The sequence below is a fragment of the Novosphingobium taihuense genome (assembly GCF_007830315.1).
GTDB lineage: Bacteria > Pseudomonadota > Alphaproteobacteria > Sphingomonadales > Sphingomonadaceae > Novosphingobium > Novosphingobium taihuense.
In genome coordinates this window covers 377,548-392,400 of the sequence record NZ_VLKJ01000002.1, presented here as the reverse complement: position 1 = coordinate 392,400, position 14,853 = coordinate 377,548, and the positions used below count along the sequence as shown (strand labels likewise).

Sequence of the window (14,853 nt, the reverse complement as noted above, 5' to 3'; positions counted from 1 at the left end):
GCCGCGATCCATCACAGCATGACCATGCCGCCATCGACGTTAATCGTCTGGCCCGACACGTACTGGCTCTCATCTGTAGCGAGAAATACCGCGACAGGGCCGATATCCTTGTTCGCATCGCCCCAACGCCGGAGCGAAACCTCCAGCAGGTTGCTTGCCGCTTCCTCGGGGAAGTCGCTGAGCCACTTCAGCGCGGCAGGCGACATTGCGGAAGGGTTGATAACGTTGACGCGAATGCCGTCTGGACCCATCTCTCTGGCGGCGACACGGCTGAGGCCACGGATAGCCTCCTTCGTGGCGCCGTAGACCGAATAGCCAGCAGGTGCGACGATGCCCTGCCGCGAACCGAAGTTGATAATCGAGCCCCCGCCGCGCTTTGCCATATGCGGCCACACGGCCTGCATGTGGTAAATCGTGCCGTACAGGCCGGACTCGACCGTCGAAGCGATCTCTTCGTCACCGTAGTCCTTGAACGACAACCCGGGAATGGTCGACTGGGCATTGTTGACGAGAATGTCGATCCCGCCGAATGTTTCCACGGTGAACTCGACGACTTTGTTGGCATCCGCTCGCGAACGGGCATCGGCCGGGTGGATCGCAACCTTCGCCCCGCGAGCCTCGAGATCGGGCACGACCGCGGCAAGTTTATCAGGCGTCCGACCGGTCAGGACAATCGAAGCACCTTCGTCTGCAAATGCCTGCGCAATGCCGAGCCCAACGCCCTGCCCGCCGCCGGTAATGATCGCCACCTTATTGCTCAAACGTTTCATGTCTCTTCTCCTATTCACTATGTCACCCAACCGCGGCCTGCAGGCGGCAGCTGCATTATTGTTCCAGAAGTTCTCGGCTGACATGCTCGATCCGCAAGGCTGCGCGCTGCCCGGCGTGCAACCAGTAGGATTTCGGACGCGTCGTGCCTTCAGGCATGGTCTGCACCGATCTTTTCCATGTTTTGTTGGAGTTGGCGCAGCAGCGCGGCTAGCGTTTTCTGATCTTCCAAACACATGGAAGACAGGGCCGCGCGGTGCAGTTGTTCGTGTCCGGATCGGCTGCTGTTCGACAGGACTGTCAACCCAGTCTGCGTCAGGCGTATGGTTTGGCTCCGCTTGTCAGCTTCGACCACGCCGCGCTCAATGTAACCCAGCGCCTCCAGCTTGTTCACGCGCTTGCCGATGCCGGCAAACGACACGAAGAAGTATTTGCGCAATTGTGCCGGAGTGGCTTCGTAGGGTGCACCCAACCGATGCAATGCTTCCAGCACCAGAAGTTCGCCAGTTGCCAACCCGAAAGAACGGCATTTAGCTACAAACCCCTGCTCGATGAGCCGGGCAACATACAGAACGCGGGCGCTAAGCGCGTACGCACGCGCATCATCGGTTGAACTGTCAACGGCCCAATGCTGCTCCGCCCTGTCAAGAAGATCGGTAATTCGCCCCGAGCCAGAACCTGCGCTGCTGGCACTCACTGCCGCGGTTCCTTTCCTGCCAACCATTGTCAGAGCGAAAGCCGGCCTGCCCAGCTGGCACGACGTGACGAGATCTGCTTGGCGCGCCCCTCCGAGTTGATGGTGCGCGCACCCTCCGTTGCTGCTTCGATATTGTCGAGCTTGACAAGTTGCTCGCTCAGCAGACGGGGCAACTGGTCGTCTGGCGTTGCGCGGGGCACGCCTTGCCAGCGCAGCAACAGGATCGTCTCGTTCAGTCCGCCGGTGTCGAGCCAGTTGTGGATGCCCGGATCCTTCGGCCCGATCGCGAATGTGAAGTGGCCGTCAGCATCGGGAGCGATCTGTGCGTTGTTGAGCGAGCCGGTAAACCGGTCAGGCGCGATACTGCGATGCCACCAATCATGAACCACAATGTCCCGGAAGGCTGCGTTGCCTGCGTTGACCTTGATCACATACGCCTCATCATCCGCGATGCGCAGTGTGCCATAGCATCCGAACTGTGAGCGCAGGCCACCTACCCCACCCGAAGGAGTCGGTGGGATGAGCCGATTGACTGGTTTCCCGTGGGTCAGCATCGTGAACCAATAATACAACGGCACGTCGCCCAGCATCCACTGGATCGCACGATAGGCCATCTCGTCTTCATCGATAGGCGCTGCGTCGGTCGGGTTGAGCCTGGTGACGCGCAGGACATTTGGACGTTCATTATCCCAATCACCCAAGGCATCGCGAACGAACAGGAAAAGCGCGCCTCGCTTGGTCTGAAGGTGGTTGGGCCTGCCATTCGCGGGCAGGTCATCGACCGTGACGGTGAAGCTGCCGTCTTCTCCTACGACCAAATCTTCATTGTCGAGGCTTGCCAACGTGATGGAAGTGCCCGGATTACCCACGATCGTCCAGGTTACGTCAGCAGGACCTGTCTCCAGCCAGCGTCCATCGATCCGATAGTGGCCACCATGCTCAACCGGGATCAAACGGTAGCCATTGTCGGGATTGTCGCCCCCGATACGTGCAGAAGGAACCTTATGACCGAACCATTCGTGCTCGATCATCCAGTTCTGAAAGATCCGCGGGTAGTTGGCGTCACTGTTGCATGCCTTGTTTATATAATTCAGCGCGTACTCCTGAATGAAGTCACCAAGCAGCCCCTTGGCCTGATCGGTTACTGTTTCAGACACGGTCGCCCATAGAAACTGAGCCTGTCGAATTGCAGCCTGAACATCGGTGCGCGCAAGCAGGCGCAAGGATTTCTGCTCGACCCAGATCTGATCTGCAGTTGCGATCGGATTCCGTGACGACAAATGATAATCGTTGGTCCCGATCCATTCGGGAATGGCACTTGCCATGGCATCTTCTCCCGGTGGCGAGTTTGCTTTGCGAACCCCGAGGAACGCAGAGAGCATCGCTTCACCAAGTAAAGTAATTGGATCAAGTCACATCGGCCAGCACCAAGACCGTGGCGCCTGGTGCCATCGCACCTGCGATTAGGGCGTTCCAGGATGTCCGTCACTTGCGCCGCAACCGCCAGTCAAACCCGGAAAGGTCCATGGCGACGCACTAGCTATTGGATGAACAAGCCCAAGCCAAGAATTGACCGTCAAGACAAATTAAGACATCTTTCTCAAAATTTCCCAAGGAGAGAGGCGATGCAGAGGCTGGCTGGCAGGATTGCGATTGTGACGGGCGCGACCAAGGAAATGGGCGAAACCGTGGCCGAGCGCCTGGCAATGGAAGGTGCGTCGGTTGTCTGTTGTGGGCGTGACGCCGATCGCGGAGAGGCATGTGCGCAAAGGATCGTGAAGGCTGGCGGCATTGCCGTGTTCAAGCGGGTTGATGTCGGTGTTGAAGCAGATGTCCGCAACATCGTCACTTCGACTGTCGAGACGTTCGGGCGACTGGACATCGTCGTCAATCTTGCCGCAGCTGTGGATGCGATCCGTGGCGGCGGTGCGCTGCCGGTCATCGATGAGACGAACGATGGATTTCAACGGCAATTGCTGATCAACCTCTGGGGGCCATTCTGGTTCTTCAAATACGCGATCCCGGAGATGCAGAAATCGGGCGGGGGATCATTCGTGAATCTGTCTTCCCGCGCCGGCACGAAGGCAACCCCCGGACTGCCAGCGTACTCTGCCTCGAAGGCGGCTCTCGAAGGCCTGTCGCGCCAGGTTGCGACCGATTATGCCGGCTACAACATCCGCAGCAATTGCATTGCAGTCGGTGCAATCAGGACGTCCCAGAATGCGCACCTGCATGACCATCCCGTCGCCGGAGCCGCAATGCGCGCCACTCACATGATTCCGCGAGCTGGCAGCTCGGCTGACATAGCTGGGATGGTGGCCTTTCTCGCATCCGACGATAGCAGCTTTACCACGGGCGAACTTCTCCCGGTGGATGGTGGTGGAGGTGTAAAGCAGGTCACTGCAGACGTAAGCGAGGTCTACAAGGAGATCATGGCCGCCAGAGCTTCCAATTGATTCTGGAGCCACCGGGAGGTCGCAGGCAGCACTTGCGTTGGTCCCACCGGCTCAACTCTGGCCAATGACTGCCCGATGGACGTGGATCCCTCCGTCTACGGGCAGAATCTGGCCGGTGACGTAAGGGGCTGCGTCTCAACAGACCTGAATGGCTGTCACCGGATCGCGGCTGCGATGTCAGCAGTGCCTTATGTCCAAGCGCTGTTGCTCAACTCGTTCAAGGCGAACAAACGATGTGCGTGACGGAAATGACCGGCATTGGCTCTAGGGGATGTACAGCGATGGTCGGAGTATACGGTGGCTTGGAGATTGGGCTGACTCATACTCTACCACGGGTCATCGCACATGTGGCGGCAAAGTGGCAGGACAAGCCCTTTTGCATCGATGAGGACGGCACTGTCACCACTTTTGCTGCACTCGAGCGGCGCGTGGCAGGGCTGGGAGCTCACCTCCTTGAACTTGGCGTGAGATATGGCGATCGTGTGGCGATTCTGGCGCCGAACTGCAGCGGATGGATTGTTGCGGCTTGTGCGGCACAGTCCGTCGGCGCAATCCTTGTCCCCATCAACACCCGTTTCAAGGGACCTGAAATCCTCTATGTTCTTCGACGGTCAGGCGCTTCGGTGCTTTTTACTGTCGGCAGTTTTCTCGGCACGGATTATGCGTCCATGGCCATTGCTGCAGGCGGTGGCGCCAGTGCCGATGGCAGGCCGATTGCCGAATTGACGCGCCTCAAGGCCCTGATCCGTATTGATGATCAGGATTTTGCTCCAGACCATTTGAATGAAGTTGCCAGAAATCGCTTCGCCGAAGCCGCAGCAAAGGTCACGCCAGACACGACGCTGGACATCATGTTCACAAGCGGTACGACTGGTCAGCCCAAGGGCGCCATGCATGGTCATGGACAGGCACTCTGGATGACTGGCCTCTGGAGCCAATCCAACGACCTGCAGTCAACCGACAGGACAGCCATCGTAAATCCGTTCTTCCATTCCTTTGGCTATCGCTCGGGTTGGATGTCAGCGCTGATGGGCGGGATGACGATGTGGCCGCTCAGTGCGTTTGATGCAGGCGAGATGCTGGCATTGATCGAGCGCGAGAAGATCACCCAGCTTTCGGGCGCTCCAACAGTGTTTTACTCGCTGATGCAGCATCCCGATTTCTCCAAACGCGATATCTCGTCTCTCCGCACGGGCCATACAGGCGGTGCAAAGACGCCGCCCGAGATCATTCGGGCGGGCTATGAGGTACTGGGCTTCGATATCTTTCTGACCAGCTATGGCCAGACCGAGGCCACTGCGATGATCTCGACGAACTATCCCGGCGATCCGCTGGATGCCATCGTGACAACGGTCGGGCGTCCCATACCCGGAACCCAGGTGCGCATTGTGGCGGCAGATGGATCGGATGTAGCAGTCGGCGATCAGGGTGAATTACTCGTCCGCGGGCCGAACGTGATGCAAGGGTTTTTCGACGATCCTGTGCAAACGGCGGCCACAATCATCGACGGCTGGCTCCATACCGGGGACGTTGCCTGCCTCGACAATGATGGTCGTCTGCGAATACTCGACCGGCTGAAGGATGTCGTTATCGTCGGCGGGTTCAACGCCTACCCGGTTGAAATCGAGATCATGCTCGGTGCACATCCCGATATCCTTGAGGCGGCAGTCATCGGATTGCCCGACGAACGTATGGGAGAAGTAACTGCTGCGTTTGTCATTGCGCGAGATGATGCCGAGATCACTCTTGCGACATTCACAGCCTGGTGCCGCGAGCAGATGGCGAACTACAAGGTCCCAAGACATCTGTTTCTGGTGAAGGAACTCCCACGCACGCCATTGGGCAAAGTACAGAAGTTCGAGCTGCGCAAGCAGGCATTATCGGCATTGGGGCGTGGGAAAGCATGAGCCCGATATCGATCGTTCCTTGAAACGGTCAGGCGGGGCCGATTGTGATTCAGCCGGAGCTCAATCCCACGCTGCCGGGAAGCGACGGACGACCCAAAAGTTTATCAGGTCATAGTGCTCTACCGGCCCCACCAGCCGCAGCTTCGGCAGTCGCTCGACGATCAGGCGCAAGGCAATGCCCGCTTCCATGCGCGCCGTCCATGCGCCTGGGCAGAAGTGCGCTCCGCCCCCGAACGACAGGTGGTTGATACCGCCCTTTACCGGCTTTCGGTCGAGACGGAAGGTGTCGGGATCTTCAAATATCTCAGGGTCGCGGTTGGCGCTGGGGATTGAATACAAGACGCGCGAATTGGCACATAGTTCGGTCTCGCCCATCGCGAAATCACAAGTGGTACCGCGGAACATTCCGAACGCTGGCGGATCAAAACGAAGCGATTCCTCGATTGCAGCAGGGATCAGGCTGTGATCCTTTCTGACTGCTTGCCACAACTCAGGCTGCTCTAACAGCCGATGCAACGTGTTCAGAATCAGGGCTCCAGTGGTGTCGACACCTCCAAGAAAGAACCCACGAACCGTGCGGCGGATTTCGTCATCTGTCAGGTACCGTCCGCCGACCTGTGTTGTCAGCAGGAGAGATATCAGGTTATCTCCGAGGACCGTTCCCACATGATCCGGTGCAGGCCTGTCGATGCCTGAGGCTTGCAAGGTGGCTCGCCTCCTCTCCAGCTCCTCATCGAAGAACGCGTACATTTCCTCGATGATGCGCATCTGCATTGCCGGATCTTCGATCATGGTGCCGAGAAACGCGTCGGTCCATGTCCGATACCGCTCGATCTGCCCTTCCGGCAGGCCAACTGCCTTGGCGGTTACCGCAGCTGGCAATGGCTTGCCGAAAAGGTCCAGAAGGTCGCCTGAGCCAAGGGGTTCAAGCCGGTCAAGCAGCTCCTCGGCAATCTCGGTGCACGCGTCTGCCCATCGGCGGACACCTTTGGGCGACATGTAGGCATTGTAGATTGCCCTGAACCGACTGAACGACGGAGGGTCCTGATTCAGTGCGTAATTGTGCTCCATTGGCGCAAGCTGATTGCCGTCCACCTTTGAAAAGCGGCCATGGTCTTCAAGCAGAGTCTTCACCGCTTCGAAGCCTGCGACAAGATAGTAGTCGCCATCGCCGGCTCGGGAAACCGGGCCGGCTCGCCTGAGGCGATTGTGGAAGGCAGCCCTGTCGGCCAATGCCGAGGCTCCGGCGGGATAAACGATGTTCATAGCTTTACCTTCCACCGTGCATCCGCTCAGTTGGGATCGAATTGGAAGCGAGTGCTGTTGCGTTTTGCCCATGCCTCTGGACTTTCGAGGTCCACCCCGAAGGATGCGGCCCGATCGAGGTCGACTTGATACCCCTCGACTGTCGCCCAAACCTGACTGTCGACAAGACCTGGCATGTAACCCTTGGCGACGAGGTCATCCGGAGCGAAGCTATGAGCCGAAACCGACACGCCAGTGGCATCGGAAATGAACTTTGCCATTTCACCCATGGTGACCTTGGCAGCTGCAAGGTCGATCTCTTCGCCAGAGAACCGAGCCGGATCGGCAAAAGCTGCTGCTGCAAAACGGCCTACGTCTGTCGCGGAAACAACATCCAGCCGGGCGTCTGCAGACATGGCGGTCTCAATAACCTTGCCGCCAAATCCCGGATACATGAAAGAGACCTTGGGTGGCAGGAAGTTCTCGAGCATGTAGGCTGGCTTGATGATAACCCAGTTCGGCAAGCCAGACGCCCTCACGATGTCATTCACGCCAGACTTGCCGTTCCAGTAACCCTCGTACCACCGGCCTTCCGACCATCCAGCGAATTCCGATTGCCTGCCTGCACGTGCAACAGACGTATGCACAAAAACCTGAACGCCAGTTTTGCGAGCCGCATCGACGAGATTGGCCCCATGCCGCAATTCGGAATCCGGATCGTCGGGAAGCGATACGTTCTGCATCGAAAATACGCCGTAGGCGCCGTCCATGGCGGCTTCGAGGCTTGCTACGTCATCGAAGCTGCCTTGACAGGTTTCTACGCCGCGTTCGGCAAGTGCGCGCGCAGCAGCTGAATTTGTATCGCGGACCAGCGCTCTTGTCTTGAAACCCTTGTCCAAAAGGGCGTCGACGACTGCCCCGCCCTGCATACCGGTAGCGCCTGTCACCAGGACGATTTTATCTGTAGCCATTCATCGCACTCCTTAAACCACGTATCGTATCGTCTGCCCGCCATCGACAGGAATGGTCTGGCCGTTGATGTATCCGCCGGCGGCACTGGCCAGCATGACCACAACGCCAGCGATCTCGTCTGGATCACCGAACCGACCAACAGTGGATCGCGCCATTTCCTTCGCCAGTTCTGCAGGATTATCGATCAATCCCTGAGCCATGTCGGTCTTGATAAGACCTGGCGAAACCGTGTTGGCTCGTATGCCTGCGGCACCGTGTTCGACTGCAATATTGCGAGTGTACTGCATCCCCAGTTGCTTGCTCAGGGTATAGCTGTGGTACACGCCACTGCCGAAGTGCGCTGCAATCGTCCCGATGTTGACGATCCGGCCCCAGCCTTGCGTCAACATTCCCGGAAGCAGCCGCTGTGCCAGCCGATGAAGGGCGCGAAAGTTTCCGTCGATCGTCTTTTCGAGAACAGCCTCAGTCATCTCGGCACTTGGGCCGACATGAATGTGCAGGCCAGCATTGGTGACAAGGATGTCGATTGTGCCGAATGCAGCCTCTCCTGCAGCAACAAGAGCTTCAAGCTGATCGGCACGAGTGATGTTGGCGGCAACGCCAAGAGCCCTTCCTCCCGATCGGGCGTTGATCGCCGAGGCCGCTGCTTCAGCCGAATCAAGCTTGCGGCCAGCGATGATCACATTGGCTCCATGCTGAGCCAGCCGCTCACAGATCGCCCGTCCAATCCCGCGGCTGCCGCCCGTCACCAAGGCGGTATGTCCGGTCAGGTCGAACAGCGTACCTTCAAAAGTCTTGACCCCGTTCATTATAAAGCCTGCTTTCTGACATGACGCCTGCACTTTGAGAGCGAAGGCGGATTAGGTGAAGGGCCGGTTCTCACGAAAGCTCAGCGGCCCCAGTCGTGCCTGCGAAGAAAGCCCTTTTTGCGCGCTGCAATAGTCTTTTGCGCGACGGGCGGGCGTGACACGCGCCACGTCTGCTGGCAAATGCTCGCGAAGTTCGGACAGCGGGACAAGGGTTGTCTTCGCGGCATTGCGCGCATCGGGATAGGCCTGGAGAAGGCCGGGAATGTCGAAGATGTGGCCCGGATGTTAAGCAAAACGCGATCTTCCAGGCGGGCTTTCTGCAACGCCAAGCGTGGTCGCACCCCACCGGCGCTCGATTGCGGGGATCTTGCGCCATCAATCCATGCAGGAACGTGGTACCCGATCTTGGCATTCCGGTAATGAACAGCGGCGCTGTTATTTCCTCGCTGCCGATCGCAGGGTCGGCACGACGATCAGCAACAAACTCGAGCCGAGCCGTCAGAACAGCGGCAATCCTCCTCCGGGCCACTTCACGGCCAGCTTTGGTCAGATCTGCGGCACCGTTCAAGTCTTCGACCATCGCATGCAACAATCTTCGAAACTCTGCTTCAAAGTGCTCCGGTCCGCCCCAATCCCCATGGCCAGTAGCGGCCTCGGCGGAACGAAGCAGATCGTCTCCCTGCGCAATCATTGGCCAATTCCCGTAGCGACGTGCATGCGACCGACGGCCTACCGCTGGCCCGGTGTCCATTCAGGCGCAAGAATCGCTTCGAAGGGATCGCATGACCGATAACGGAGCCTCCGCGGCGAACATCGCTTTTGCAGGGCTATGTCATTAGTCATGGTACGTCTCACGAGAAAACGTAGGAATTGCGATGACTGCTGCACATTATGAGGCACAAGACGATCTGCTGATTGAGAACCATGGATCAGTGCGAGTCCTGACGCTCAATCGACCCGCAGACCGCAATCCTGCGTCTACGGCACTGCTTTTCAAATTGACAGAAACCGCCCGGTCACTTGCTGCAGACGATAGTGTTCGGGCCGTGATCATAACCGGCGCTGGCAAGGCGTTCAGCGCCGGCGGAGACTTTGCCCATTTCGTTGCAACGGCGCGCGATCCTCAGGTCGCTAACGATACGATTGCAAATGGGCGGGACTTCATCGCTGCAATGCTGGACATCCCCGTACCGGTCATTGCGGCAGTGAACGGCGCTGCCGTTGGTTTTGGCGCTACGCTGCTTGCCCTTTCCGATATCGTCATCATGTCCGAGAATGCTTTCATCATCGAGCCCCATGTCAACGTAGGCCTTGTCATAGGCGATGGGATCTCCGTTACCTGGCCGTTCCTGACCTCGCTGCACAAGGCAAAGGAACTGGCGTTCACCGGTGATCGGTTGCCCGCAGTCGAAGCGGTCGCCTGTGGATTAGCCAACAAGGTCGTGCCGCTTCAGGATTTGATGAGCGAAGCGCTTTCTATGGCCGAGCGCATTTCACGCCAACCTCGCAGTGCGCTTGCTGGGTCCAAACAGCTATTCAATCAGTATTCAAAGGCTGTCATGGACACCGTTCTGCGGGCGCAAATGGAATTGCAGTTTGCCCAGACACAAGGACCGGAACATGGCCAGATCGTTCAGTCAATGATCGATGCGCAAAAGCGGAATGCATCAGCGTAGACGACGATGGGAGCGACGTACCAGGGCCGCACATGAAATACCAATCGTTGAATGAGTGATTGGCGGAAAATCCTTCGACCAACAGGATAATCCCAGATCGCATACCGCATTGTTTTTGATGCCATGCTGCGCAACAACGATGTCATTGAAGAGGACTTTTAACGTGCGTCTGGAGAGCACGACCGCCCTGCCAGGAGCCAAGCTTGCGGCCGGTCCCAGTGACGCTGGCGAATAGCCCGTCGTACCGCACTTCCACGTCACGCAGACAAGGTCACACCGCGAACGCTGCCATGACCTGATTACCGACGTGCCCCTGCCTTAGCCGCGGATGAGATCTGCCGCTCTTTCAGCAAGTGCGATTGTGGCAGCATTCGTGTTTCCGGAAACAACCTGAGGCATTACCGAGGCATCGCAAACACGCAAACCGGACACCCCGCGCACGCGCAGTTCGGGGTCGCATACCGAGCCTACTCCCCCCATCCGGCAGGTGCCAACAGGGTGATAGCCGATCCCGACCATCGACCTGATCCAGTCGCGACGCTCATCATCTGTAACAAGCGGGCGCTCGGGCGAGTTCATGCCGGTGACATGATTTGAAAGGGGTTGCGACGACCAGACCTGATCTACGAACTTAAGGAAAAACACGAGGCGTTCGAGATCACTTTCGTCCGATAGAAGGCGGTGATCGATCACCGGCTTATCACGCGGGTCAGTACTGCGCAGACGCAACTCGCCTCGGCTCCGTGGCCGCATGTTGCTGCCGCCAATCGTGATGCCCGGTCGGTTCGACATGCGTGGCGCGCCACTACTGATATCAATCGCCAGGGCGAGCATGCTGATGGAGACGTCTGCTTCATCTGATGCCAGATGTGATTTCACGCCAGCCATGACGTGGACCGCCGCACTGGCCATCGGGCCATCCTTCTTGATCATCCAGCGTGCAAGATTCTTTGCGATGGTCCACGGCCCGAACGGGCTGTTGTATGTCGGCATGTCGATAAAGCGGCTGGTCGAGACACCATTGTGATCATGAAGATTGCGGCCGACGGGCAGATCAGCCACGACCGGAATGCCTAGCTCCTGCAAATGCGCCGATGGTCCAATGCCAGATCGCATGAGGACGCCCGGGCTCTGCAGCGTTCCGGCAGAAACGATGACTTCGCCCGCCATGAAATCGCGCGCTTCCCCGCCTACCAGAGCACGCACGCCGACGGCGCAGCCATCCTTGATGATGACCTTGTCGGCCATAGCGTCTGTGACGATAGTCAGGTTTTGCCTGTGCCGTGCCTCGGACAAGAAAGCTTCGGCAGTGCTCCTTCGTGTTCCGCCGGGCGCGGTGGTGTAAATATCGTATACGCCGAACTGTTCACCCGCGCAGTATTCAGAAAGACGTGGCACACCACATGCCTCGAATGCTCCGATGACTGCGTCGCAGATCGGATGGCGGGCGTTTGCTGGTCCTACCTTCATGGGACCGTGGGACCCATGCCACTGGCTGTTTGGCCCTGTAAATTGCTCCGAACGGAGGAAATAGGGCAGCATGGCGTTCCAGCCCCAACCAATCGCGCCATCAGCTTCCCAGCGATCGTAATCCTGCCGGTTGCCCCGAACATAGACCATGCCGTTGATCGAACTCGATCCACCCAGCATCTTGCCGCCCGACCAGTTCAGCGTCCTGTTGCCAATGGTAGGATCGGGCTCGGTCTGATAAGACCAGTCGTAGCGTTCCCGCTGCATCATTGCGAACGAGCCCGCAGGCATCCGGACAAACAGCTCCTTTGTCCGATCCTTCCCAGCTTCGAGTAGCACCACCGTGACTGCAGGATTTTCACTCAGGCGTGCGGCGAGAACTGCACCGGCACTGCCTGATCCGACGATGACATAGTCAGCTGTGATGTTCATCGAGACATTTTCCGTTACTGCCCACGATCGCCCAAGACGATCCATGGACAAGAGCTAGAGACCACCAACTCGAGGGAGTTTTCCGGGAAATACCTCCAAGTAGCGCACCATTGCGACACCCAGAAGGTTCAGTCCAACCCGATCCACACGTTCTTCGGCCGGGTAAACTCGCGAATTCCATAAATGCCGCCTAACCGGCCAACACCACTTTCCCCCATGCCACCGAACGGTGCCGAACCGGGAATGCCGGTGAACCCGTTGATCCAGACGTTACCGGCGACAAGCGAGCGTGCACAACGATGAGCCCGCTTGAGATCGCGGGTCCAGGCATAGGCAGCAAGCGAGAACTCGGTACCGTTCGCCAGCTTTATGGCCTCGTCCTCGGTATCAAAAGGTGTAACTGCCAGAACCGGACCGAACACCTCATGTTGCGCGAGTTCGGAATCCGGCGCCACATCTGCAAAGACGGTCGGCTCGATGAAATAGCCTTCGGCAAGATCGCCTTTGCCGCGGGCACCGCCGGTAAGCAGACGCGCCCCGGACGCGTTTGCTCGATCAATCATGCCCATGATCCGCGTAACTGCGCGGTCATCGACCACTGGCCCGATCACTGTTGTCGGGTCCGTCGGATCACCGATCCTGAGCCCGACAGCCGCAGCTTCTAGGCGCGCGAGCACCTCGGCATAGATACCCCGCTGCACCACAACGCGCGTGGGATTGATACAGCCTTGGCCAACATTGTTGACTATCCCGGCAAGGCCATAGGGCGACCACGCCTCCAGATCCGCATCGTCGAACACGATCGAGGCGGACTTGCCGCCCAGTTCGAGCTGCACAGGCGTCAATCTCTTTTGCGCGCTTGTGAGAATATGGCGCGCTGTGTTGCCACTGCCTGTAAACGAAATCTTGTCCACGCCAGGGTGGCTTGTGAGTGCTGCGCCCGCTTCAGGCCCGCCCGGAATCATGTTTACCGTGCCGGGCGGCATCCCTGCCTCAAGGCAAAGTTCCGCAAAGCGCAAGGCTGCATATGGCGCAAGCTCCGGAGGCTTCACGACAACCGTATTGCCTGCCGCCAGCGCCGGAGCGAGCACCATGCCAAGTGCATAGACCGGGCCGTTCCAGGGAATGATGACAGCAACAACACCGAAGGGCTCGTCAAGCGTGTAATCGAGCGCATTGCCCGGCCACGTCGGGATGACGTCTCCGCCGATCTTGTCTGTCCAACCTGCGTTGTAAAGAAACAGATCGGCGGCAACGTGACCGCCATACTGTTGGGTTGCAATCGCAATGGAATTGTCGATCACCGACAACTGCGTCAACTCGGCGGCGTGTTCGCGCAGAAGATGAGCCATCCTGATCAGACAATCGCGTCGTTCGTTGCGCGGCATCTGCGACCAGATCGTCGAAGCATTGCGCGCAGCTTCAACCGCGAGATCGACCTCCGCCGCTCCGGCAAGTGGAATGTCTGCTGTCGGTCTGCCGGTCGCAGCATAGATATGACGGTGGGTGCCGCCGCTGGCAGTGTCGAAGCGGCGATCACCAATCAACAGAGCCTTACGCGGCAGCAGGTCTGCATCGGGATGGACAATCATGAGCTTTACCTTTCAACCGACCAGATAGCCGCCGTCTACCGCCATGATGTGGCCGGTCATGTAGCTTGAAGCAGGGCTCGCCAGGAAGAGAATGGCACTGGCAAGTTGAATCGGCTCTGCCATGCCAAGCAGCAGCCGACCCGGCATCATGATAGGACCCTTGGGCACGAAGTTTCGCGAAGGGTCGGTCTGCATCTTCTTCGCACCACCAGTGGAGACACCGCCTGGCATCACTGCATTGATGCGAATGCCGTCGACTGCGAATTCCGATGCCGTACTCTTCGTGATCGAGTTAACGCCTGCCTTCGAACTATCATAGTGGACGTTGTTGACGATCGTCGGCAGCGCAGTTCCGATCGTCGATATGTTGATGATCGCGCCGCCACGCTCCTTGCCCTGATCACGCATGACCTTGATCACTTCGCGCATGCACAGGAAAGTGCCGCGTGTGTTGACAGCGTGCATCCTGTCCCAGTCATCCACGCCCATCCCGAAGAAGTCGGCCTTGGGACGATAGGCGGCATTGTTGACCAGAATATCAATGCCGCCAAAGGTTTCACGAGCCTTTGCGACCATCGCCTGCACTTGCGGCTCATCCGAAACATCGCACGAGATCGCGATGGCCTCGCCCCCATCCGCATTGATGGCATCAGCGACGCGCTGACCGTCCTCGAGGACGAGGTCAGCGATGACGACCTTGGCTCCGGCTTTGCTGAAAAGATGGGCTGTTGCCTCGCCGATGCCCGATCCGGCACCGGTGACGATCGCGACCTTACCAGGAACGGCGAAGAGATCGCAAATGGCCTGAGTGTTGATGGACATGCTTGGT

At 58.4% G+C, this 14,853-nt stretch carries 13 protein-coding genes; 3 read left to right on the top strand and 10 right to left on the bottom strand.

What is annotated here, in order from left to right; translation table 11 throughout:
- Positions 1-11: 11 nt before the first annotated feature.
- The 3 genes from IQ25_RS06705 to IQ25_RS06695 all read right to left on the bottom strand — a co-directional run bounded on the left by IQ25_RS06705 (position 12) and on the right by IQ25_RS06695 (position 2,790).
- On the bottom strand, positions 12-770 hold the full coding sequence (locus tag IQ25_RS06705; RefSeq protein ID WP_144904001.1) for an SDR family NAD(P)-dependent oxidoreductase: 759 nt from the start codon (positions 768-770) through the stop codon (positions 12-14).
- A gap of 149 nt (positions 771-919) precedes the next feature.
- Positions 920-1,465, bottom strand: a complete 546-nt coding sequence (locus tag IQ25_RS06700; RefSeq protein ID WP_158637689.1) for a MarR family winged helix-turn-helix transcriptional regulator — start codon at positions 1,463-1,465, stop codon at positions 920-922.
- A gap of 29 nt (positions 1,466-1,494) precedes the next feature.
- Complete coding sequence (locus IQ25_RS06695; RefSeq protein ID WP_158637688.1) at positions 1,495-2,790, bottom strand: DUF1214 domain-containing protein; 1,296 nt, start codon at positions 2,788-2,790, stop codon at positions 1,495-1,497.
- A gap of 222 nt (positions 2,791-3,012) precedes the next feature.
- Here IQ25_RS06695 and IQ25_RS06690 point away from each other — a divergent pair, with 222 nt between their 5' ends.
- On the top strand, positions 3,013-3,921 hold the full coding sequence (locus IQ25_RS06690; protein WP_158637687.1) for an SDR family NAD(P)-dependent oxidoreductase: 909 nt from the start codon (positions 3,013-3,015) through the stop codon (positions 3,919-3,921).
- 302 nt (positions 3,922-4,223) lie between these two features.
- A complete protein-coding gene (locus tag IQ25_RS06685; protein WP_258536969.1) occupies positions 4,224-5,828 on the top strand; it encodes an AMP-binding protein in 1,605 nt (534 codons plus the stop codon).
- A 60-nt stretch (positions 5,829-5,888) separates the two neighbouring features.
- Here the strand turns inward: IQ25_RS06685 and IQ25_RS06680 are convergent, their stop codons facing one another.
- The 4 genes from IQ25_RS06680 to IQ25_RS21470 form a co-directional block, all read right to left on the bottom strand.
- A complete protein-coding gene (locus IQ25_RS06680; protein ID WP_144903991.1) occupies positions 5,889-7,166 on the bottom strand; it encodes a cytochrome P450 in 1,278 nt (425 codons plus the stop codon).
- Entirely contained in the window at positions 7,121-8,044 is a 924-nt protein-coding gene (locus IQ25_RS06675) for an NmrA family NAD(P)-binding protein (RefSeq protein WP_144903989.1), read from the bottom strand. Before IQ25_RS06675 ends, IQ25_RS06680 begins: the two co-directional genes overlap by 46 nt.
- 12 nt (positions 8,045-8,056) lie before the next feature.
- A complete protein-coding gene (locus tag IQ25_RS06670; RefSeq protein ID WP_144903987.1) occupies positions 8,057-8,854 on the bottom strand; it encodes an SDR family NAD(P)-dependent oxidoreductase in 798 nt (265 codons plus the stop codon).
- Positions 8,855-8,924: 70 nt separating this feature from the next.
- Positions 8,925-9,434 (bottom strand): sulfotransferase, encoded by a 510-nt coding sequence (locus tag IQ25_RS21470; protein ID WP_407070585.1) that lies wholly within the window; start codon positions 9,432-9,434, stop codon positions 8,925-8,927.
- Between the two features lie 295 nt (positions 9,435-9,729).
- Between IQ25_RS21470 and IQ25_RS06660 the strand changes: the two genes are divergently transcribed.
- Positions 9,730-10,530 (top strand): enoyl-CoA hydratase/isomerase family protein, encoded by an 801-nt coding sequence (locus tag IQ25_RS06660; protein ID WP_144903983.1) that lies wholly within the window; start codon positions 9,730-9,732, stop codon positions 10,528-10,530.
- A gap of 318 nt (positions 10,531-10,848) precedes the next feature.
- Here the strand turns inward: IQ25_RS06660 and IQ25_RS06655 are convergent, their stop codons facing one another.
- The 3 genes from IQ25_RS06655 to IQ25_RS06645 form a co-directional block, all read right to left on the bottom strand.
- The gene (locus tag IQ25_RS06655) at positions 10,849-12,477 is read right to left on the bottom strand and encodes a GMC family oxidoreductase (RefSeq protein ID WP_220094525.1); all 1,629 of its coding nucleotides are present in this window, start codon (positions 12,475-12,477) and stop codon (positions 10,849-10,851) included.
- 83 nt (positions 12,478-12,560) lie between these two features.
- Positions 12,561-14,024 (bottom strand): aldehyde dehydrogenase family protein, encoded by a 1,464-nt coding sequence (locus tag IQ25_RS06650; protein WP_144903981.1) that lies wholly within the window; start codon positions 14,022-14,024, stop codon positions 12,561-12,563.
- A 12-nt stretch (positions 14,025-14,036) separates the two neighbouring features.
- Complete coding sequence (locus IQ25_RS06645; protein ID WP_144903979.1) at positions 14,037-14,846, bottom strand: SDR family NAD(P)-dependent oxidoreductase; 810 nt, start codon at positions 14,844-14,846, stop codon at positions 14,037-14,039.
- Between the last annotated feature and the right edge of the window lie 7 nt (positions 14,847-14,853).